We start from the raw sequence: 22,086 nt of genomic DNA on the forward strand, positions 1-22,086 counted from the left end.
CGGCTGATCCCGGCTTCTGCTGTTACTTCACGTCGACCTTGAGCTGCTGCCAGAGCGACAGATAGGTTTCGCGCTGGGCGTCTGTGATCGGCGCCTGGAACTGAATGCGCTTGGCGACTGCCGGGTCACCCATCACCTTGCGGTTGAACGCATCCCCGGGAAGTGCTTCTACAGCCTTGGTGTTGGCGGATACCGGGGCTCCGACCTTGGTGACCCATTCGACATAGAACTTCGGGTCGATCATGTAGTTGATGAAGGCCTCGGCGCCGGCGACATTCTTGGAACCGACCGGAATTGAGAAGGCGTCGAGCCAGGCGACAGCGCCCTCCTGCGGGATCACGAGCGAGACCGGCAGCTTGAAATGGGTCTTGGCGCGATCGGCCGAGCCGCTCCAATAGGTGCCGATGTCGATCTGGTTAGAGGCAGCCATCTGGTTCCAGTCGTTCTCCGAGCTCCAGAACGTCTTGATCTGCGGCATCAGCGAGGTGAGCTTCGCCTTGACCGCCTCGATATCCTTGATGTCGTTGATGTTCTGGCCGGTGGCAATGGCGCCGAACTGAACCGCCTCGACGGCATCATCACGGATGGTGACGCGGCCCTTGTGAGCGGGATCCCACATTTCGGCGATGCTCGTCGGCGGCTTATCGAAGGATTTTTCATTGATGGCGAGCGCCGTCAGCCCCCAGACCCACGGCACGCCATAGACCTTGCCGTCATGGACGAGCATCGGCGATCCGGCCTTGTCCTTGCTGATGTCGGGAAAGTTCGGCAGCTTGGACGTGTCGATCGGCTGGATCAGCTTTTCCGCCATCGCCTGGTCGTTGAAAGCGGCGTTGATCATGACCACGTCGTAAAGGCCGGGATTGGTCCTGAGCTTGGTCAGCATCTCCTGTTCGGAATTGAAAAAATCGTTGACGACCTTGTGGCCGGTCGCCTTCTCGAAGGCTTCGATGGCCCACGGCTCGTCGGCGCCGTAGCCCTTCCAGTTGAGTACGTGCACCTCGTCGGCCTTGGCGGCAAATGCGAGTGCGGAGGTGAAGACGGCGGTCGCCGTCAGCAGGGCAGTCAAGTCGGGCATGCGCATGTTCGTTCCTCTCTGTGTTTGCCCGCTTCCCGGGCTTTGTCAGGCTGTCGGGCGTTTGGCCTCTTGCTTCCGGCCATGGAGGCCGATCGGCGGACCGCCGGCATGGCTTAGGAATGTCTGGATTTCGTGGTCGGTCGGCGCTGATGAACCACCGTGGCGGGTGACGGAAATGGCCGCCGCCGCATTGGCGTAGCGCGCTGCTTCAAAAGGCGGCGCGCCGCGCGCCAGCGCACTGACGAAAGCGCCGATATGGGTGTCGCCGGCGCCATTGGTGTCGATGGCGTCGACCTCGAAGCCGGCACTCGTTTGCGCCGAGCCATCGGCCAGCCGTATGTGGCAGCCTTTCGGTCCGGCGCGAATAACGACGCCGACGGCCTTCGGGGAGTGGTCGCTAAGAAGCCGTGACGCGAGTGCCTCGACGTCGCCCGGACCGGCAATCGCGGCCGCTTCCATCCTGTTGCAGCTCAACCAGGTGGTGCGGGCGAGTATCCGAGGCAGGATAGGGCGGGGAATGTCGACGACGACAGGTGTCGGGTCGAGGACAAGCGGTGTGTCGGCCGGAAGTGCCTCGATCCAGTCGACAAGCGCGTCTCGGCTTCCCGGATAGCTAAGCGTATAGCCGGAGGTGAACACCCAATCCCCCGGGGCGACCGAGACGGGCGCCATCATGTCAAGGCTGAGCAAGCTCTCCGCACCAGGCCACGAGACGAAGGTGCGCTCGGCATCGCTGCTGATCATGGCGACGCAATTGCCGCTGTCCATGACGGGCGATGGCGTCGTCAGCGTCTCGATCCCCTCATTGGCTAAGGCCGTGCGCAGGAAGTCGCCATTGGGTCCGCTGCCGAGCTGGCCGCCGAACACCACCTTCATGCCGGTGCGGCTGGCCGCGACCATCATGTTGAAGCCGCCGCCGGCGACTTGCGTGTAGCTCGACGCCGTCTTCTCCGTACCCGGCGCCGGCAAGGCGTCGATGCGGTAGACATAGTCGACCACCGCGCTGCCGACATGGACGAGACGCCCACTCATGCCGCCGCATCCTTGCCGGGACCCGTCCTGTCGGCACGGCGCTTGGATATACGGGCCGCAACAAGGTCGGCGGTGAGCGCGCCAACCGCCGCAATGTCGATGCCCTTGAGGTCTGCAATGCGGTTCTGAGGCAGTCGGGAAAAGCCGGTGCAGGCGCCGGCCATGCCGGTCGCGATGGCGCCGATCGTATCGGTGTCGCCACCGAGATTGGCGCTGATGACCGCCGCTTGCCAGGGATCACCGCCGGCGACTTCCAGCACGGCGAATGCAGCCGGAACGGACTCCTGACTGGCGACGCCGGTGCCGACCAGATCGGTGATCAGCCGGATCGCGTCCTTCGTCGCCTTGCCGCGCACAAGCTCCTGCGCCCACCCAATGCGCGCAGCAATGTCACCGCCGGTCACCCAATGGCCGAGCGTTGCTCCGCACCTCGCCGCGGCGATGGCGCTGTCGGAAGCGGCGCGCCAGTCGCCGCCTGCGACGCCGCGGCTGACGGCCGCCGCAACGGCGGCTGCGGCCGCAATGGCAACCGAGGTGTTGTGCGTGGCCCGGCAGGTCTCGGCAACTTTGGCGACCAGCGCGTCCAGCGGCTCTGGCGGCATCATGATGCCGACCGGCGCAATGCGCATGGCCGCACCATTTGTGTCGCCGCTGCGCCCCGCTTCCTCGGCCGGCACGCCATTGTTGATGGCGTCGATGGCGCGTTTGGTCGATGGTCCCAGCAGATCGTAGCTGCCGCGCGCTTTGACGTCGCGCTCCCAGTCGAGCAGCGCGTTGACCCACCGCGCATGATCGAAGCGGTTACCGGATTCAACCAGGATACGGCCAAGCAGAAGCGCCTGTTCGGTGTCGTCGGTGATCGTTCCAGCGGGAAGCCCCTTCGACACCGGATGGTCGGCGAAAGGAGCAATGAAGCCCTCTACATGGGCGTAGAGTTCGGCAATCCGGGCCGGCGACAAAAGCTGCGTCGGCATGCCCAGCGCATCCCCCAGTGCCCCGCCGACAAGCGCCCCCATGGCCCGATCAGTCATATTCCCGGTGTTGTCGTCCGGCATCACTCAGAACCTCATATGCAGCGCAAAATGCGCCGGGTTGAGCAGGCTGGTCACATATTCGATCGGCCGGTCATCGGCGGCGCGGGTCAACCGGCGACCGCGAAGAAACGGCGTGCCTTGCGGGCAACCGAGGATTGCAGAGTCCTCGGCGTTGAGCATTTCGATGCCGACCCATTCCTCGCCATGGTCGGGAATGAGGCCCGCGCCGCGCAGCGTCTGGTGCAGCGAGCCTTCGCGCAGGCCGCGCAACGGCACGTCCTCCAGTTCCGGCGACAATGGCAGGCGGCTGCGCTCGATGGAGATGGCGTGGCCGTCGCTGGCATTGGTGCGCACCCGGTCGACAGCGATGAAAAACGGGTTTTCTATACCAAGCAGTGCGGCAAGACCGGGGTCCTCGATCACCTCGAGCCGCAGCGTCCGCGTCTCGGCGTTGGCGCCGGCGTTGGCGAGCGCCCGCGACCAACCGATGGAGTCATCAACGGGCTTGCCATCGAAGGTGACGAAAGAGCCGATGCCGACTTTGGTCGTGATCAGCCCGCGGTTGGACAGTTCCTCGAGGCCTTTGCGGACGGTGTTGCGGCTGACGGAGAAACGCTGGACGAGCTTGTTCTCGCTTTGCAGCCGGTCGCCGAAGCCGAGAACACCGGAGCGGATTTCATGTTCGAGAACGGTGGCGATCTGTTCGGGCTTGCCCGTGCCGGGAGACAGTTGAACCGAGCGCCGCTTCATATGGGTACCTGTTCAGTGAGCCTGTATAATCCTGTTCATATCACGGCAGGCTTGTCAACGAGTGCCGGATGGAGCTGCCATCGGGCTTGATTAGGCGTCGCGACGAGCATAGTTGCCGGTTCCGTCGCCGTGGGACGTGGCGTCCAGCGCCAGCTCCGCATCATCGGCAACATAGCGGGCATTGCGGTAGTCGCGAATGAAGCTGATCCGACCTTCACACCACTCGAGCCACATAAAGTGGTTGGGTTTCGCGTCGGCTCGGTCTCGAACACCGCGATCACCTCCCGGCCCTCGTGCCAAGCCGGCTTGAGCCACACGCCCTCGCTCTTAACCTGGTGAAGAACCTGCTGACGTCTGCTGAGCCTGAGCGAAGCGGATGCAAGGACGGATGAAGCTTCACTGTTTTTCGAAGCCGATAATCCCTTGAATGACAGGAATGGCCTGCATCGCTTGAGCACATCGGCGGTGACGATGAAATGGCCGTAAGACGGACAATGTTCATTCATTGTCGGAGGCAGTTCGTGATCCCGAGTCCGATTCAACAGGACGGCCTAGGGAGCGTCAGCCTAGCGCCGCCGCAGCCGAGACGCGGGATCGACCGCTCCCGTCGAGGGGCGTCGTTTAGCAGGAGCTCGCGACCAAGGTGAATTCCAGGATCGCAGTCGGATGTGGGGAAAGGATGCCAACGCACTAGATACGGCGCACGACGGCCGCCTCGCCATCGTTGATCTCGCGGTCGCCGCCTGGCGAGGCCGTCAAACTACTCCTCTCGAGTGAGGTGAATTACGAGGCGAAATTACCAGCCCGGACCCGCGAGAGGCAGGCGTGTCTTTCGAGAGTTGGAAAATTTTACAAGTTTCGTCGGTCTGCTGCATTCTTCTTAAACATGGCCAAGACAAGCCGCTTGCCTTCGCGCACACTGTCTTCGAGCGGCTTCGCCTTCGCCAGATGCGCCGCAATCGCGCTAGCCAGCATGCAACCCGTCCCGCGGATTGATGCGACAAGACGAGGTGCGTCGAAGCGAATTGGTTCTTGATCGGAACGCAACAGAATATCGGTTGATCGAGGTCCTGATGCGTGGCCCCCTTTGATCAGCAGGCCCGGCACGCCGGCTGCCAGCAATTTCCGTCCCAGTCTCACCGCGTCGCTCTCGTCGGCTGGCGGTTCCGCACCAACAAGGAGCGCCAGCTCGAGGAGATTGGGGGTCACAAGGCAGCAAAGCGGCATCAGGTCGCGCCTCATGGCAGCGATGGCACCTGCTTCCAGAAGCCCCCGGCCGGAGCTCGAGGCCAGCACCGGATCGAGCACTGCCGGCACCTGCGGATTTTCGCGCAGCACGCCGGCAATGGCAACGACGATCTCGGCCGTTGCGAGCATGCCGATCTTAATTGCCGCCACCTTGTTGGCCTGCAGCGCGGCGCACATCTGATCGGCCACAAGATCGGGCTTCGAAGGATGGATTTCCATTACGGCTTCGTGCGTCTGCACCGTCAGCGCTGTGACAGCCAGGCAGGTGCGCATACCAATGGAAGAGATCGTCTCGATATCACGTGCAATTCCAGCCCCACCGCTGGAGTCTGATCCGCCAACCACGAGCACACGCGGTTCTCGCCTCAGCGCCATGGCTTTGTCTTTTCGATCCATTCTCGCGTGCGCGCTTCGGGATCGGCATTCAACGTGATGTCGGTGACCACCGCCGCGCTGTCCGCACCAGCCTCGAAGACACCGTCGAGCCGGTCGGGGTTGAGGCCGCCGATGGAGACCAATGGGATCGGCGCCACCCGATGCTTCCACTCGCTGATCCGCTCGAGCCCTTGCGGCGCCCATTTCATCTGCTTCAGGATGGTGGGATAGATGGGGCCGAGCGCGATATAGTCGGGCTCGGCAGCGATGGCCGTTTCCAGTTCGAGATGATCGTGCGTGCTGAGCCCGAGCTTCAATCCGGCGTACTTAATCGCCAGCAGGTCAGCCGCAGCCAAATCCTCTTGGCCGAGATGGACGAAGTCGCAGCCTTCCTCAATGGCGAGCCGCCAATAGTCGTTGACGATCAGTTGGCAACCATGGACCGCGCAGACGCCGTTCGCGCGGCGGATTTCCGTCCGCAGCGTGGCCTCGTCCCTATCCTTGATGCGCAACTGAACCAGCTTGACGCCAAGTGGCACCAGCCGTTCGATCCAGGCGGCGCTGTCGACGATCAGGTAGAAGGGATCGAGCTTCATGAGAAAACCGCCCTGCCGAATGTTGGTGTCGATGGCACCGCGACGTCGCGGGGTTCGAGCATCCCCGAGCTGAAAGCTTCTCGACCGGCGTCGACCGCCTTGCCGAACGCACGCGCCATGCCGACCGGATCGGCCGCCTTGGCGACCGCTGTGTTCAGGAGCACGGCATCAAAGCCGAACTCCATGACTGTTGCCGCGTGCGATGGCCGTCCGAGACCAGCATCCACGATCAGCGGGACATCAGGGAAATGTCCGCGCATCGAGCGCAGCGCCGTGATGTTGACCGGCCCGAGGGCGGAACCGATCGGTGCGCACCAGGGCATCAAGACCTTGCAGCCCGCCGCAAGCAGCCGCTCGGCGACGACAAGGTCGTCGGTAGTATACGGGAACACCGCAAAACCGTCCTCGCACAGGATGCGGGCGGCTTCGAGCAGACCGAACACGTCCGGCTGCAGCGTGTCGTGATTGCCGATCACTTCGAGCTTGATCCAGGGCGTGCCGAAGACTTCGCGCGCCATTTGTGCGGTCGTGACCGCTTCCTTGACGGAGTGGCAGCCAGCAGTGTTGGGCAGGATTCTGACACCAAGCGACCGGATCAACGACCAGAATTTTTCGCCGGCCCTGCCGCCTCCCATCTCACGGCGCAACGAGACGGTCACCACCGAGGTGCCCGATGCCCTGACTGCATCGGCAAGGATGGCCGGCGAAGGATATTGAGCGGTGCCGAGAAGCAGGCGGGAGGGAAGCGTCGTCCCGAGAAGATCGAACATGCTAGCCTCCCTGCATCGGCGAGAGGATTTCGATCCGGTCGCCGTCGTTCAATTGGAATTCCGCCCGGCTGGCTTTGTGCACGAGGTCGTTGTTGACGGCGGTCGCGAGCCAATCGCCCTCATAGTCAAGCGCGGCAAGCAGCTCGGCCAGCGTGGTGGCGGCAACCTCATGCACTTTGCCGTTGACCATCAGTTTCATGAGCAAGCTCCACGGGTTTGTCGTGATTGAAGACAATTTCGCCCGCCAGGCGCGCCATGGCGGGGGCGAGAAGAAAGCCATGGCGATAGAGCCCGTTGATCGCGACGGTGTCTCCGCTCATTTCGACGCGCGGCAGATTGTCGGGAAAGGCTGGACGGACGCCGACGCCGGCTTCAACGATCCCGGCCCCGCCAAAGGCCGGATGGAGGGCATACGCAGCACCCAGAAGCTCCATCATCGAACGCGCCGTGACCGGTCTGGCGGACCGGCTTTCAATCATCGTCGCACCGATCATGAACTGGGCGTCGGCACGCGGTACCGCATAGAGCGGAAAGCGCGGATGCAGCAACCGGACCGGGCGCGACAGCGAGAAGTCTGGCGTGTTTAGGATCAGCATTTCGCCGCGAACGCCGCGAAGCCTGTCATCGACGGCGGCCATCCCCGGGCAGTCGATCTGACGATCGAAACCGGAAACATGCCGGGCGTCGGTGCCGAAGTGGAATTTGACACCCATGGCTGCGAGCTTGTCATGAAGTGCTGCCATCGCCTGGCGCGGGTCGAGATGAGCCTCATCTGGGAAGAGCAGTCCGCGCCGGAAGCGGCCGGCGAGGTCGGGTTCCAGGAGCGCAATTTCGTCTTCATCGACACGCCGATGGCCCGACGTGCGGCTGGCGAAGCGGTCGAGCTCGCCGGCATCACGCGGGGCGGCCACGACAAGTGTTCCGCCCCGTGTCACCTGACCCGGCAGCACCGCATCCCACCAGTCGGCAGCGTCACGTCCAAGGTCCAGCACCGGCTGCTCGGCGCTTTCACGCTCGCACCATGGCGCCAGCATGCCGCCGGCGAACCACGACGCATTGCCCCCAAGGGCAGGCCTTGTCTCGGCAACGGTAACCGTCGCGCCGCGGGCGGCGAGTTCGAAGGCGGCGGTGAGGCCGGCGACGCCGGCCCCCTTTATCAGCACCTTCATGATGGCTTACCTGGCTGAGGCGTGACCGGTGCGCCGATCTCGTCCGCTGGCACGTAGAGATCGCCGCCCTCGCGGTATTTCGCCGCCATCGCCGCCATGCCCTCTTTCTGTGCCTCGGCGCGGATGTCGTGAGAGATACGCATCGAGCAGAATTTCGGTCCGCACATCGAGCAGAAATGTGCCAGCTTGTGCGCCTCCTTGGGCAAGGTCTGGTCGTGGAAGGACCGTGCGGTTTCGGGGTCGAGCGACAGGTTGAACTGGTCCTCCCAGCGGAACTCGAAGCGCGCGCGGGAAAGGGCGTCATCCCTGACTTTCGCCGCCGGGTGGCCCTTCGCCAGGTCGGCCGCGTGCGCTGCGATCTTGTAGGTGATCACGCCGGTCTTGACGTCATCGCGGTCGGGAAGGCCGAGATGCTCCTTGGGCGTGACGTAGCAGAGCATGGCCGTTCCGAACCAGCCGATCATCGCCGCGCCGATGCCGGAAGTGATGTGGTCGTAGCCCGGCGCGATGTCGGTCGTCAGCGGTCCAAGCGTATAGAACGGCGCCTCGCCACAGACGGCGAGCTGCTTGTCCATGTTCGCCTTGATCTTGTGCATCGGCACGTGGCCGGGCCCCTCGATCATCACCTGGCAATCTTTCGCCCAGGCGATCTGCGTCAGCTCGCCGAGCGTTTCCAGCTCGGCGAATTGCGCCGCGTCGTTGGCGTCGGCGATCGAGCCGGGACGAAGGCCGTCGCCGAGCGAGAAGGAGACGTCATAAGCGCGGCAGATGTCGCAGATCTCCGCAAAGTGCTCGTAGAGGAAGCTTTCCCGGTGATGGTGCAGGCACCATTTTGCCATGATCGAGCCGCCGCGCGAGACGATACCCGTGACCCGGTCAACGGTCAGCGGGATGTAATGCAGCCGCACGCCGGCGTGGATGGTGAAATAGTCGACGCCCTGTTCGGCCTGTTCGATCAGCGTGTCGCGGTAAACCTCCCAGGTAAGATCCTCGGCAATGCCGCCGACTTTCTCGAGCGCCTGGTAGAGCGGCACCGTGCCGATCGGCACCGGCGAGTTGCGGACGATCCATTCGCGGATGTTGTGGATGTTGCGGCCGGTCGACAGATCCATCACCGTGTCGGCGCCCCAGCGGATCGCCCACACCATCTTTTCGACCTCTTCAGCCATCGACGATGTGACGGCGGAGTTACCGATATTGGCGTTGATCTTGACCAGGAAATTCCGGCCGATGATCATCGGCTCGCTCTCGGGATGGTTGATGTTGGCGGGAATGATCGCCCGTCCGCGCGCCACCTCGTTGCGCACGAATTCAGGCGTGACGAAGTCGGGGATCGCCGCGCCGAAGGCCTCGCCGTCGCGCTCAAGCTTGCCGTGCAGGATCTCGCGACCAAGGTTCTCGCGGATGGCGACGAACTCCATTTCGGGCGTGATGATGCCAGCGCGCGCATAGGCAAGCTGTGTCACCGCCTTGCCGGTCTGGGCCCGGAGTGGCCGGTTGCGGACTGGAAATTCCGGTGTTAGGCGCTCGCCCGCCGCAAACCCATTGTCTTCTGGCCGGACGTGGCGGCCGTCATAGGCTTCGACATCGCCGCGCGCGGTGACCCATTCATGGCGAAGCCGTGCAAGGCCGTTTTCGATGCTGGTTTCGACAGTCGGGTCGGTATAGGGGCCGGACGGATCGTAAGCGGTCACCGGCGGCTCGCCTGCCGTCGGATGGACGGAGATTTCGCGCATCGGCACCCTGATCTGCGGGTGGATGGCACCGGGCTTGTGGATTTTGCGTGAGGCAGGCAGCGGTCCCGTCGACACGGCGGGGGTGAGGGCATTCATCTTGAGGCTCCTTTGCTCGTGCATTGGAGACCCAGTTCTGTGCCGGAAGGATGAAAAGACGCTTCTGTCGACCTGCCGAAACAGGACCTCGGGCGTGAACTCCCGCAAAGCGCTTGCACCGTCCCTACGCCAGTATGAACTGGATCAGGTTCAACGGGTCACTGCGCCGCGAAAGCCAGCAGTATCTCAGCCCCTTGCCGGGACTCCCCTGGTGAATGCGTGAGGTTGGACGGGACGGCTCCGGTTTGTCAAGCGCGTTCTGGCCGCGGCTGATCGGCGGCCGGTCAGACCGTGCGGAAAAAATCGTGCATGTCTCGGTGACAAGTCAAGCGTCGGAGATGAAGGCAAGGACAAGGGAATCGCAAAGCGTCGGACTAAAAATCGATCCTGATGATCACACCTTCAATGGGCACCAAAGGTTTGCGCGTAGATCGCCTCGATTCTTCCTGCCTCGTCACTGGTCAGCGCGGCGAATTCCTTCTCGCGCGCGCGGTTCGATAGATGGCCATCATTCTGGTGAAGAAAACGGAAGAGCAGATCGGTCAACCGCTCGGGCATGTCGATAAAGGCGTCCACCTGCTGCCGGAACTGATCGTAGCGCTGCAGAAATGCGGTTTCCTCGGGAAGGTCCCGTTCGATCGTCCGCTGAACGCAAGCATAGAGGAATTCGGCGTGCGGGGTTGCATCGAAGAACCGGTAGAAATCACCGGTGTCATTCAGCACCCGGACGTTGAATTGCGGCGTCGGTTCCCATTCCACCAACGGCAGAAGGCGCTGCGAATAGCTCTCGAGCACGCCCCTGTACTCGTTGATCTGGTCCAGGATCGCGGCCGAGACGGGAAAGACCACTCCCGGCGGATTGAAGCCGCGCATGGCAAGGACGTGGTGGATTAGGTAGCGGTGAATGCGGCCGTTTCCGTCCTCGAACGGGTGAATATAGACAAAGCCGAAGGCGAGGATTGCGGCGGCTACGACTGCATCAAGCTTTTGCGCGGGGCCCTGATCGAACGCCGCCATTCCATCGATTAGCCGCGGCAGGTCCTCGGGCCGAGCGCTGATGTGATCGGGCAAGGGCGTACCGTTGTCTCGATCATGCTCACCGACGAAACCTCCTTCTTTTCGGAAGCCAAGTCTTACGAAACGAGCGTCACCAAGTACAATTCTTTGCAGACGCAGCAGCTCATCGCGATCGATCGGCCAGCGGCCGGCTTCGCCGATGGCGCGGCCCCAGCGCTGGATGCGATCTTGCGGCGGGTGCTCGCCCTCGATCGCATAGCTTGATCGCGAGTCTTTGAGCAAAAGAAAGGCGGCGGTCCGAGCAAGGAGGTCGCGCGGCACGTCCGCTACGATTGCCTCCGCGCGCCGCGGTAGTTCAAGGCCGATGAATTTTTCGAGAATCTTGGTGCGGAACACCAGAGGGCAGAACTCACGCGTGCCGGGGAGATTGTCCCTTACGCGATAGCGCGAAGCGGTCTTGTCGGGTCCGGGCCACTGCAGCTCGGGATCGACAACCGGAATGTATCGTCCGGCCTCCGCGTCCGGCAGATCGATACGCGCGTCCCTCAGCCATTCATATAAAAACCAGATGCGGCGGGCATAACTGCCGGTCGGGCTTTCACGGACCAGCGCCTCGATCGGCGCGGGACCGGTCACTTGGAACAGCCGCTTGAGGACGGCAAGGTCCAGTCCCTCGTACTTGAGCGCAAAGGTCAGGTGGCCTTCGAGGGTAGGATTTGGGGCATGGCGGGGGGTCATGATCCGCCAGCCATCCCGTTCGGTAATGCGATGATGCTCGCCAGTGGCGAACAACCTACGGGGCAAGGGCGCGGCGAGCCTGTAGGCTCCGATCAGGGCGCTGTACCCGGCCGGGGTCGCCGTTTCAGGAAGGCGGATTTCCTGAAAAACGGTAACAGGACCTGAAAATTGGTGCTGTTGCACCGCAGGCATGAAACGCGAATCCTTCCATTGAATTTTGGTTTAGTCGGCAAAACCTATGAAAAATGATCCTATCCCATGAAAATTGATGCCACAAGACAAATTTTCCGAAAACCGATTCTAAAACAGTGCTGAGGTCGATCAAGCAAGAACTCCGCCACCGGCTCAAGGAAGCGACTTCAGACCAAAAAGGTGAGTCCAGGAACCGCCATTCGCCCGTCTTAGTCACGAGGCCGGCACGGATGGCCCGCCTTACGTCGAGCCGGATTGCTCGAGCGCGCCGTTCGGGGCTCACTCATAGAGCGCTCTGGTGCGCGATCGATAGCCGCGATCACGCTTGCGACTGATCTTGGTGACGTGGCGGCGTCGGAGTAGAAAAGTGATGCAGGATCTCGGTGGCGTCGTGTGTGTGTGACCTGAAGTGAGTTCTCTGCGGTATGAGGGGCGGCACGCAGCGCGCGTCTTCTCGGCAGACAGATCGACGAAGCGGCACCGAAGGGAAGTTCCTGGCATTCATTCTCGCCATCGCTGCCCCAATTTGCCGATCGGACTGCCGATCGATCTCGCCCAATACTTTGCGCGCGCAAGGGCCGAAGCTGAACTGGGCGGCACCTGCTCATTCGGGAGCTGACTCATGCTTGGCGCGCTAGCCCGAGAGAGCTGTGCCTGATCGAATGCGTGAAAACGTAGCTCGGAGTGGAGAGGCTGACGCGGTCATCTGTCACCCGCCTTCGGGCTGTAACGGAAAGCGAGACATCTCTCCAATGCTCGTTCCCCACGTCGAGGGGCCCAGCGGCTTGGCTACGGGGGGGACTGTCAGCTAGTGGCCGCTGGGCCTTGACGACCAGCGACCGTAAGAGGAGGCCCTGTGCTGGCTGACGAAAACTTGCGAGCAAAGCCACGGAAAAGCATCATTCGAACGAACTCTTTCGTCGAGACGAGGAGGGCAGTGAGGCGGTAGCCGCCGCTTTGAAGTTCTCCGGCAGCTGCTACGCTGGTCATTCCGAGGGTCGCAGTTGCGCTTGCGCCGTCATATCAGATAAGTCTAATAAAATAGGCGCCTGGCCATCGAACGCGCCGCGGCGCCCTTGGGTCGGCGCTATTCATCGGGTGGGCATGTCGGGCACGCAAGGGAGGACGAAATGAGACTGGTTCAGTCATTTGCATTTGCTGCTGTGCTGCTTGTTTCGTCTGCATTGTCTGCGGCCGCCCACTCGGCTCGTGAGGACATCGAAGCGGCGTTGGTAAAATTCATGGACGCCTTCAACAGCGGAAACGCAGCAGCGGTAGGTCAAATGTATACCGACGATGCCGCCCTGCTGCCACCCGACGGCAAACGCGTCGATGACCGCAAGGGCGTGGAAGAATTCTGGCAGGGCGCAATCAAGGCCGGGATGAAGAATCTCACCCTGAAGGCGCTGGAAGTGGAAGAGAGCGGGAATCTCGCCTACGAAGTTGGCGCATTTACGCTCGGTGTGCCGAGCAAAGGCGGTGCCCCTTCCACCGTTGCGGGCAAGTACATTGTCGTTTGGAAAAAAGGGGACGACGGGACGTGGCGCCTGCATCGGGACATCTGGAACTTTGGTGCGGCCCAATAGATTCCGCGACCCGTGAGGCCGGCGCGGCTTGCAACAGTTCCAACGAAAGTCCATGGCAATAGTTGATGTGACTGAATTGATTAACAAAATTGAACAGACTTGATGGGTCTGCTCATCGAGTCGGCTCTGGATCTATCGCGCTACCGATCAGGGAGGCGGTAAGATTCGAGCTCAGCAGAACGTCAATTCCGGCTGACCACCACTTGCCGGGACTAGAGCGTTCTCCGGCTCGGCGCGCCGCCGAGGGCTCTTGTTCATTTGGTCGTGGGCAATCCGCGGTTCTCCAAGAACCCGTCCATCTCGTCAAATGCATCTGAGCCGAGACAACTAATTATCATTGGGCAAAGTAGCGGCTCAACGGCTCCAGAAGAAAGCAGCCCCCCGATGCTCGTTCAACATTCGAGCCCGCATCGGGCAAGTCTTTCCACGTCCGGGTACGCCATGCTGCTTCGACCGCCCCTTTCTTCTTGCGGATTTAGGAATTCGAGCTTTTCGGTTGTTCCGATCATCCATTTGGGAAACGACCGATGCCGGCAAGCAAGGTTTTATGGGGCCAGATACTCACCGCCTTTCTGATCGTCGTCGCGACGACATGGGGAGCAACACAGTGGACGGCAGGGCGGCTCGGCTTTCAAAGCCAACTCGGTCCGCCGTGGTTCGAATTGGCTGGACAGCCCGTTTATCCGCCGCCAGCCTTTTTCTGGTGGTGGTTTTTCTACGACGCCTACGCGCCGAAGGTCTTCCTGGAGGGCGCGGCGATTGCGGCGAGCGGAAGCCTCATGGCTATCGTCGCAGCGATCGGGATGTCGCTGTGGCGGGGGCGCGAGGCAAAGGACACCACGACTTACGGCTCGGCGCGCTGGGCGACGCGAGACGAAATCAAGGCCGCTGGGATGATCGGTCAGGATGGGGTGATCCTGGGTATGTTGGGCCGACACTATCTGCGCCACGACGGTCCGGAACACGTGCTATGTTTCGCACCGACCCGAAGCGGCAAAGGCGTCGGCCTGGTGGTGCCGTCACTACTGACCTGGCCGGGTTCGGCAATCGTCCACGACATCAAAGGCGAAAACTGGGAACTGACGGCCGGATGGCGGGCCCGTTTCGGCCAGGTGCTTCTGTTCGACCCGACCAATGCTGGATCAGCAGCCTACAATCCTCTGCTGGAGGTGCGACGGGGCGAGTGGGAAGTTCGAGATGTGCAGAACGTGGCGGATGTCCTGGTCGACCCAGAAGGCACATTGGAACGCCGCAACCACTGGGAGAAGACCAGCCATGCGTTGCTGGTCGGCGCAATACTGCACGTGCTCTATGCGGAGAAAGACAAGACCCTCGCAAGCGTGGCGAACTTCCTTTCCGATCCAGAGCGGCCAATCGAGGCAACGCTGCGCGCCATGATGCTGACGCGGCATTTGGGTGATGCAGGCCCGCATCCCGTCGTTGCGTCGGCTGCTCGGGAACTGCTTAACAAGTCCGAGAACGAGCGTTCCGGCGTGCTCTCGACGGCCATGAGTTTTCTGGGCCTCTACCGCGATCCAGTTGTGGCCAAGGTGACGTCATGCTGTGACTGGCGGATCGCAGACCTTGTCGAGGAGGCACGGCCGACGACGCTTTATCTGGTCGTGCCGCCATCGGACATCAGTCGCACAAAGCCGCTGATCCGACTCGTGCTTAACCAGATCGGCCGCAGGCTCGCCGAAGATCTTCATCACCGGCAGCGTCTTTTGATGCTGCTGGACGAGTTTCCCGCGCTTGGCAGGCTCGATTTCTTCGAAAGCGCGCTGGCCTTCATGGCCGGGTATGGCATCAAGTCGTTCCTGATTGCACAATCGCTCAATCAGATCGAGAAGGCCTACGGACCGAACAATTCCATCCTCGACAATTGTCATGTGCGGGTGAGCTTCGCCACGAATGACGAGAGGACGGCCAAGCGCGTCTCAGACTCTCTGGGGACCGCGACCGAGTTGCGCGCCATGAAGAACTATGCGGGGCACAGATTGTCGCCCTGGCTCGGGCATCTGATGGTGTCGCGGCAGGAAACGGCGCGTGCACTGATGACGCCGGGCGAGATCATGCAGCTGCCGCCGACCGAGGCGATCATTATGATCTCGGGCCAGTTCCCAGTCCGTGCGAAGAAGGCACGCTACTTTGCCGACCCGCGTCTTGCCGAGCGCGTCTTGCCGCCACCAAGGACCGGAGGGACAACGCAGAACGCTCGCCCTGACGACTGGACCGACACGACACTTCTTGCTGAGCCGGAAGGCAAATCTCGCAAGCTGAGGCTTGCCAGGGATCAGCAGGACGAGGATCCGGCCAATGGCGGCATTCGCCGCCAGCCCGAGCTTCCCGAACACGAAGACATCGCGCCGGAACGAACGGCACGCTGCGACGATGAGTTCGACCTCGACAGGGACGAGCCCGATGATGACGCCGTTCGTCGCCGCAGTGTCGATCAAGCCATGAGACGCGCAGCTCGTCAGGCCGCCCTTGACCCCAATGATGGCATTGAGCTTTGAGCGCATGAAGAACGCCAAGAAAAGACGTCTGTCTGCCTATCTCGACCCTGACATAATGAGGGCACTGGCGGATTACGCTGGGCGGCGCGAGGTCTCGCTGTCACTGGTCGCCGAGGCTGCGCTCGCGTCGTTCCTGTCGCCGGACGCCGAAGAACGAAAGCAAGCGGCGATCACTCGCCGCCTCGACCAGATCGATCGACGCGTGCAGCGGGTCGAGCGTGACGTCGGAATTGCTATTGAGACGCTAGCATTGTTCGTCCGGTTTTGGCTCAAATCGACTCCAGCCTTGCCGGAATCGGCGCAAGCGGAGGCGCGCGCCAAGGGCTTGCAGCGCTACGACAATTTCGTCGATGCGCTCGGTCGCCGGCTCAGCAAAGGACCAAGGCTCAGGCAGGAAATAGCCGACGATGTCCCGCCAGTGCCGCCAGCGAGCCGATAAGGTGCGTGACGCCAGATTGAAGCGTCTCTCGGGACCGTGATCTTTCCGACGGGTTGGTATCTGCTCGCGCACCGTTCCTAAACGTGCCCACAAAGTTCGGGTGGTGAGCGAGCGGACGTCGTATGTCTGCTTTGCTTCATTCGAGACAACATTAGTCTAATCAGATCAAAACGACTATCGAATCGATTGCGCAAACGTTTCGATGGCACTAGGGTTATTGTATCCGCCAGGACAGAGCGGGTTTAAAGCGCAACATCAGGGAGGAGCGCTTGCGAGTAGCACTCCGTTTGAGCCGCAATGGCAACGATGGTTGAGGTAGCCCTTCGTGCCGGGGTGTCGGTCTCAACGGTGTCACATGTGATCAACCGCACGCGCTTTGTCTCGCCTGCGAAATCGAGAGCCATTAACGAAGCGATTGCTTTGCTTGGATATCAGCCCAATGGGCTGGCGCGTTCCCTCAAGGTCGCTTCAACCAACAGCGTCGGCTTGGCGATTTCGGCGATCTCGAACCCGTATTTCACTGACATCATCTGTGCCGTGGAAGCGGAATGCGCGCGTCTTGGCCTCATGGTTTTCCTTTCCGACACGCAGGACGATCCTGATCGGGAGCTTGCGGTCGTTCGCGCCTTCCATCAACGACGTGTTGACGGCGTTATTTTGGCGCCCTCGGGTGCCCCAGAGCGAGCCACCAATTACCTTGCCGAGAAAATGGTTCCCTGCGTTCTGATCGACCGGTTTGCCGACGAACGATTTGACCAGATCGGCGTTGAGAACCAATCTGCGATGCGCGCTCTTATCGATCACGTCGCATCCTTCGGCCATCAGCGGATTGGGTTCATTGCAGGGCAGCCGGGCCTTGCTACGACTCGCGAACGTATCGATGCGTTCAAGTCAGCTTTGATGGCTAACGGACTTGCCTACGTGTCGGAATATCTGCAGCCAGGGAACGTCGACACGGCGAGCGCTACGGCATCGACCCGCGCGATGTTGTCGTTGCCTTCGCCGCCTACGGCCTTGGTCACCGGCAACAATATGGCGACGATCGGAGCGGTCCGAGCGGTTCGCGAAAAAGGTCTCGAAATACCTCGGGATCTTTCACTTGTCGGCTTTGACGACTTCGAATGGGCCGATTGTTTTGAGCCGCAACTGACCCTTATTGCGCAGCCTTGCGCCGAAATCGGGCGGCAGGCCGCATCGCTGCTTAGCGCCCGAATTGCATCAACGGATACAGAGCCCCGCTCGGTGCGGCTTCAGGCGACGCTGCATACCCGTCAATCCTGCGGGAGGCCGGCATGAGCGCGCCGCTTCTATCGGTGACAGGGGCCGTGAAACGCTTCGGCGGCGTTCAGGCACTACGCGGTGTCGATTTCGATCTCAAGCCAGGCGAGATCCACGCCCTGCTGGGCGAGAACGGCGCCGGCAAATCGACATTGATGAATCTGCTGTCGGGAGTTTACGCACCCGACGAAGGTACAATCCAGATTGACGGCAAGCCGGTGCGGTTCAACAACCCGCGCGAGGCGCAGACGGCCGGAATTGCGACCATTTTTCAGGAGCTTGATCTCGTTCCAACGCTCGATGTGGCGTCAAACCTCTTCCTTGGCCGCGAATTGATGCGCTCGGGCGGACTGCTCGATGTGGCGGGGATGCGCCGCGAAGCTCGCAAGCGTCTGGAAGCTATCGAACTGGCTATCGATCCCGCTGGGCTAGTCGGCGACCTCTCGATAGGGCAACGCCAGGTCGTTGCGATCGTCAAAGCGTTGTCCTATGCGACGCGGGTCTTGATCATGGACGAGCCGACGGCGGCCTTAACGGTGGGCGAGGTCGAGAGGCTGTTCGACATCATGCGCAAGCTCGCCGCCAGTGGCGTCGGCATCGTCTATATCTCCCACCGTCTGGAGGAAGTGCCGCAGATCGCGGACCGGGTGACGGTGATGCGGGACGGACGTGTAGCCGGCATCACCGATCCGCACACACCGCAGGCCGAACTGGTGCGGCTGCTCGTCGGGCGCCCACTGGACGAACTCTATCCCCAGCGCACCACGGCCGTCGGCCGGGCTCTGCTCAGCCTGCGCAATGCCAGCTTCCGGCTAGCGCGCGAAAGCGCCGGCTGGCAGGCCCCGACAGGGCTTTCACTCGAGGTGCATGAAGGCGAGATCGTCGGGCTGGCCGGCATCATGGGGGCAGGGCGCACCGAGCTCTTGAGCGCGCTTTACGGCACCGGCCTTTCCGGCCAATGGGAGGGCGGCGTGGTCATTTCCGGCCGTCCGATCAAGCTTGATTCGATCAGAGCCGCGCGCCTTGCCGGCATCGCCTTCGTCACCGACGACCGCCGTGGCAGTGGCCTAATGCTGAGGATGGCGGTTGGCCTCAACCTCGTCATGTCGGTGATCCGGCGAATATCGCCGGGCGGACTGATGTCGCCGGGCCGCCAGGCCGAGGCGGTGAAACAATCGTTCGGCCAGTTCGACATTCGGCCGAAGAATCCCGACATCGCGGTCGGCGCGCTGTCCGGCGGCAACCAGCAGAAGGTGGTGCTGGCCAAGGAGATACTTGGCAATCCCCGGCTCTTGCTGCTCGACGAGCCGACGCGCGGCGTCGATGTCGGCGCCAAGGGCGAGATCTATCAGCGGCTGCGGCAGTTGGCTGCACAAGGCCTGGGCATCCTAGTTGCCTCCAGCGAAATGCCGGAGCTGATTGGCCTGTGCGACCGCATCGTGGTGCTGCGCCAGGGGCGCAATGTAGCGGAATTCACCGGTGGCGTTGACGAGCACACCGTGATGGCAGCGGCAAATGGCAGGGAGGCGTGATGTCCGAACAGAAGATTTCGGTTGCGAGCGGTCCGGTGCTAGCCGCACCGGCCGCAAAGCATCGCGATCCACTCGCGCTGATCGTGCGCTTCCAAAGCTTGATCGGCCTGGTGCTGGTGGCGATCGGCGGCGTCATCTTCTCGCCCAGGCGCCATGGCGAGATACTGTTCCTTGCGCCCGACAACATGGCCAACATCGTGCGCGCCGTGTCGGAGACCGGCATTATCGCCATCGGCATGACCTTCGTCATTATCACCGCCGGCATCGACCTTTCGGTGGGGGCAGTGCTTGGTCTCTCCAGCGTCGTCACCGCGACGATGATGATCTCCGGCGGCTTCGGGCTTATCCCGACCATTCTCGCGGTGCTGGTAATGGGCACCGTCTTCGGCGTGATCCAGGGCACCATTTCCAGCCGCTTTCGGCTTGAGCCGTTCATCGTCACGCTCGCCGGCCTGCAGGCGGCGCGGGGTCTCGCGCTGGTCGTTTCCGGCAACCAGTACATTAATATTTCCTATGGCGAGGGGCCCGGCCTGGCGCCACCTGTCTTCGCGGTACTGGGCGAGCGCCTGTTCAACAACACAGTGCCGGTGGCGACCATCGTCTTCATCGTCTTCGCCGCCATTGCTACCCTGGTACTGAATACCACGCGCTTCGGCCGCTATGTCTTTGCCGTCGGCGGCAACGAGCGAGCGGCGCGCATTTCGGGCGTTCCTGTCTCTATGGTCAAGATCTCGGTCTATGCCATTACCGGATTTGCCGCCGCCCTTGCCGGCGTCGTGCATGCGGGTCAGTTCAACTTCGGCAGCGCCAATGACGGTATGGGCTATGAGCTCACGGCCATCGCGGCCGTGGTCATCGGCGGCACCAGCCTGTTCGGCGGCGCCGGCTCGATGGTCGGCACCGTTGCCGGCACCATCATGCTCGGCGCGCTCGCCAACATCCTTCAGCTCAACAACATTACCCCCGCCATGCAGCTGCTCGCGACCGCCGCGATCATCGTTGTGGCGGCAGTGCTTCAATCCCTCGTTCGCCGCCGCGAGGGTTTGGGACGATAGGAGGCCGGCGGCAGCATTTGGAAGACCATGAAACCAAGGTCTGGCCATAGGCCCGACGAGGAGGAGAGCAAGCATGACAACGATGGAAAAAGGATCGAGGCGCGCCCTGCAGGTCGCCTTTCTGGCAGGCTCTTGCCTGTGCATGGCGGGTGCTGCCCAAGCGGCCGACCCGATGGTCAAGGCCTGCGCCAAGGACGGCCAGTTCATCATCGGCTTTTCGCAGGCGAACAATGCCGAGCCCTACCGCCAGCATGTCAATGACGAGCTGACCGCGGCGGTCAAGGATGTGCCGCAGTTCACGCTGCAGATCGCCGACGGCGCCGGCAACGTCAACACGCAGACCTCGCAGGTGGACAACTTCATAACCCAGAAAGTTGATCTGCTGTTGATCTCGCCCTTCGAGGCAGCACCCATAACCCCGGCGGTGAAGCGCGCGATGGATGCCGGCATTCCCGTCATCGAACTAGACCGCAAAACGGTAGGCGACCCCGGCAAGGACTACACCGCCTTCATCGGCGGCGACAATTACAAGATCGCGCTCGAAGCGGGCAAATACACCGCAAAGACCCTGCTCCCGGAAGGCGGCGAGGCGGCGGTGCTTGAAGGGCTGCCGAGTTCGACGCCAGCGGTGGAGCGGCTCAACGGCTTCAAGGACGGTGTGAAGGAGAATGCCAAAATCCAAGTGGTGGCCGAGCAGGCCGCCGACTGGGTGCCCGACAAAGCTCAGACCGCCTTTTCCGCCATGCTGCAAGCGCACCCGGACATCAAGGTGCTCTATGCCTCGAACGACATGATGGCGGCGGGTGCGCTGCTCGCAGCCAAGGGCGCGGGCAAGCAGGTCAAGATCATCGGCACTGATGGCCTGCCGGGTCCGGCCGGCGGCATCGAGGCCGTGGCCAAGGGCGACTGGGCGGCAACCTTCACCTACCCGACCGGCGCCAAGGAAGCGATCGAGATGTCGAAAAAGATCCTGCTTGAGTGTGCTTCGTCGGTGGAGCCGACGGTGACGGTGGACACGACCGCGATCACGCCGGAAAATGCCAAGCAGATGACGGGAAACTGAGGGCAGGGCCGACAGCAGAGTTGATACGACAAGGCCCGGGAGTGGGCCTTGTTGTTTTTGTGAGCGAGCCGGCGTGGTCGTCGTCGGTCAAAACTCCGGCTAGAAAAATCCCGGCGGTCGAAGGACGGCACGCAGTTGAGCGCGTAGGCGGCATCAGCCCGTCTCGCTGCGATTTCAGCTGGATCTTGCAAGCAGCCTTGCCACGGGCTCGTTTCCATTTGGTTGGCGCCAGGCACTCGCGGAAAGCGCGAAAAGCGCCTCTATTCGGGAATAAAGCGGTCACGCCGATGACCGCCACCGTCACCGCCGCCGCCCTCTCGAGAAAGACTTCGGCGCTCATGAGGATACCTCGGTCCGCAATCCGGTCGTCATCACCAAAACGGCGGCACGCGCCGTGCTGCTGGCCTACGGGGGTTTTGTCCGGCTGTTGGGCGCGACAGGCGGGTCGAGCTGATAGCGGAGCTCAACAAGGACGATATCGCTGCGGTCGAAGCCTCCGCATGGAGCCGAGTCTCGACCATCTCACGACGAGCTCTCTGAGCCAAAACCAAAGTCGCACAGGTCTTCCGATATTCCTATCTCTGGCATTGGCACACCGGGAAGGCGCGGAGAAGGCGACAAGGACCGGCCCGCTTGGTGCTGGCGCTGGTCGGCCCCCACAAAGCACGTGGACAATACCAGTCTAGAGCGGTTCCTGATTTGACGGAATCGAAGGGGATTCCGGATCAGTCGGTTTTGTGATTCAAGATGCTGGCTGGAGTGGAGGCCAGCATCGGATGACGCGAC

18 protein-coding genes and 1 riboswitch are annotated in these 22,086 nt (G+C 62.1%); of the genes, 7 read left to right on the top strand and 11 right to left on the bottom strand.

The features are described 5' to 3' along the window. Positions 1-22: 22 nt before the first annotated feature. The 11 genes from NKH49_RS02730 to NKH49_RS02780 all read right to left on the bottom strand — a co-directional run bounded on the left by NKH49_RS02730 (position 23) and on the right by NKH49_RS02780 (position 11,831). Positions 23-1,084, bottom strand: a complete 1,062-nt coding sequence (locus tag NKH49_RS02730; protein ID WP_352470536.1) for an ABC transporter substrate-binding protein — start codon at positions 1,082-1,084, stop codon at positions 23-25. A gap of 39 nt (positions 1,085-1,123) precedes the next feature. Beyond that, positions 1,124-2,110, bottom strand: coding sequence for a PfkB family carbohydrate kinase (locus tag NKH49_RS02735; RefSeq protein WP_352612560.1), 987 nt, complete (start codon positions 2,108-2,110; stop codon positions 1,124-1,126). Beyond that, on the bottom strand, positions 2,107-3,165 hold the full coding sequence (locus NKH49_RS02740) for an ADP-ribosylglycohydrolase family protein (RefSeq protein WP_352925120.1): 1,059 nt from the start codon (positions 3,163-3,165) through the stop codon (positions 2,107-2,109). Before NKH49_RS02740 ends, NKH49_RS02735 begins: the two co-directional genes overlap by 4 nt. A gap of 3 nt (positions 3,166-3,168) precedes the next feature. Then, the gene (locus NKH49_RS02745) at positions 3,169-3,894 is read right to left on the bottom strand and encodes a GntR family transcriptional regulator (RefSeq protein ID WP_023679209.1); all 726 of its coding nucleotides are present in this window, start codon (positions 3,892-3,894) and stop codon (positions 3,169-3,171) included. Between the two features lie 849 nt (positions 3,895-4,743). Next, positions 4,744-5,517, bottom strand: a complete 774-nt coding sequence (locus tag NKH49_RS02750) for a hydroxymethylpyrimidine/phosphomethylpyrimidine kinase (RefSeq protein ID WP_352502600.1) — start codon at positions 5,515-5,517, stop codon at positions 4,744-4,746. Beyond that, a complete protein-coding gene (locus NKH49_RS02755) occupies positions 5,508-6,113 on the bottom strand; it encodes a thiamine phosphate synthase (RefSeq protein WP_352470532.1) in 606 nt (201 codons plus the stop codon). Before NKH49_RS02755 ends, NKH49_RS02750 begins: the two co-directional genes overlap by 10 nt. Further along, positions 6,110-6,883 carry a thiazole synthase gene (locus NKH49_RS02760; RefSeq protein ID WP_352502588.1) on the bottom strand — a complete coding sequence of 258 codons (774 nt, stop codon included), beginning with the start codon at positions 6,881-6,883 and terminating at the stop codon, positions 6,110-6,112. Before NKH49_RS02760 ends, NKH49_RS02755 begins: the two co-directional genes overlap by 4 nt. 1 nt (position 6,884) lies before the next feature. Next, positions 6,885-7,082, bottom strand: a complete 198-nt coding sequence (gene thiS / locus NKH49_RS02765; RefSeq protein WP_023679205.1) for a sulfur carrier protein ThiS — start codon at positions 7,080-7,082, stop codon at positions 6,885-6,887. Next, positions 7,051-8,052: a glycine oxidase ThiO gene (gene thiO / locus NKH49_RS02770; RefSeq protein ID WP_352612563.1), complete on the bottom strand. Its 1,002-nt coding sequence runs from the start codon at positions 8,050-8,052 to the stop codon at positions 7,051-7,053. Before thiO ends, thiS begins: the two co-directional genes overlap by 32 nt. After that, entirely contained in the window at positions 8,049-9,884 is a 1,836-nt protein-coding gene (gene thiC / locus NKH49_RS02775) for a phosphomethylpyrimidine synthase ThiC (RefSeq protein ID WP_352612565.1), read from the bottom strand. The genes thiO and thiC overlap by 4 nt, the downstream gene beginning before the upstream one ends. 103 nt (positions 9,885-9,987) lie before the next feature. Further along, positions 9,988-10,104: riboswitch (TPP riboswitch) on the bottom strand. A 182-nt stretch (positions 10,105-10,286) separates the two neighbouring features. Next, positions 10,287-11,831, bottom strand: a complete 1,545-nt coding sequence (locus NKH49_RS02780) for a Fic family protein (protein WP_352470527.1) — start codon at positions 11,829-11,831, stop codon at positions 10,287-10,289. A 1,130-nt stretch (positions 11,832-12,961) separates the two neighbouring features. On the opposite strand from NKH49_RS02780, the gene NKH49_RS02785 reads away from it, so the two are divergent. The 7 genes from NKH49_RS02785 (at position 12,962) to NKH49_RS02815 (ending at position 21,300) form a co-directional block, all read left to right on the top strand. After that, positions 12,962-13,417 carry a YybH family protein gene (locus NKH49_RS02785; RefSeq protein ID WP_352502912.1) on the top strand — a complete coding sequence of 152 codons (456 nt, stop codon included), beginning with the start codon at positions 12,962-12,964 and terminating at the stop codon, positions 13,415-13,417. A gap of 527 nt (positions 13,418-13,944) precedes the next feature. Next, the gene (locus NKH49_RS02790; protein ID WP_352925122.1) at positions 13,945-15,933 is read left to right on the top strand and encodes a conjugal transfer protein TraG; all 1,989 of its coding nucleotides are present in this window, start codon (positions 13,945-13,947) and stop codon (positions 15,931-15,933) included. After that, positions 15,917-16,372, top strand: coding sequence for a CopG family transcriptional regulator (locus NKH49_RS02795; RefSeq protein ID WP_352925124.1), 456 nt, complete (start codon positions 15,917-15,919; stop codon positions 16,370-16,372). Before NKH49_RS02790 ends, NKH49_RS02795 begins: the two co-directional genes overlap by 17 nt. Positions 16,373-16,669: 297 nt before the next feature. Continuing rightward, positions 16,670-17,668: a LacI family DNA-binding transcriptional regulator gene (locus tag NKH49_RS02800; RefSeq protein WP_352502909.1), complete on the top strand. Its 999-nt coding sequence runs from the start codon at positions 16,670-16,672 to the stop codon at positions 17,666-17,668. After that, positions 17,665-19,182, top strand: coding sequence for a sugar ABC transporter ATP-binding protein (locus NKH49_RS02805; RefSeq protein WP_352502908.1), 1,518 nt, complete (start codon positions 17,665-17,667; stop codon positions 19,180-19,182). Before NKH49_RS02800 ends, NKH49_RS02805 begins: the two co-directional genes overlap by 4 nt. Then, on the top strand, positions 19,182-20,237 hold the full coding sequence (locus tag NKH49_RS02810) for an ABC transporter permease (RefSeq protein WP_352502907.1): 1,056 nt from the start codon (positions 19,182-19,184) through the stop codon (positions 20,235-20,237). Before NKH49_RS02805 ends, NKH49_RS02810 begins: the two co-directional genes overlap by 1 nt. A gap of 73 nt (positions 20,238-20,310) precedes the next feature. Then, positions 20,311-21,300, top strand: a complete 990-nt coding sequence (locus NKH49_RS02815; RefSeq protein ID WP_352470518.1) for a substrate-binding domain-containing protein — start codon at positions 20,311-20,313, stop codon at positions 21,298-21,300. Positions 21,301-22,086 lie beyond the last annotated feature (786 nt).

The sequence above is a fragment of the Mesorhizobium sp. M1088 genome (assembly GCF_040318575.1).
GTDB lineage: Bacteria > Pseudomonadota > Alphaproteobacteria > Rhizobiales > Rhizobiaceae > Mesorhizobium.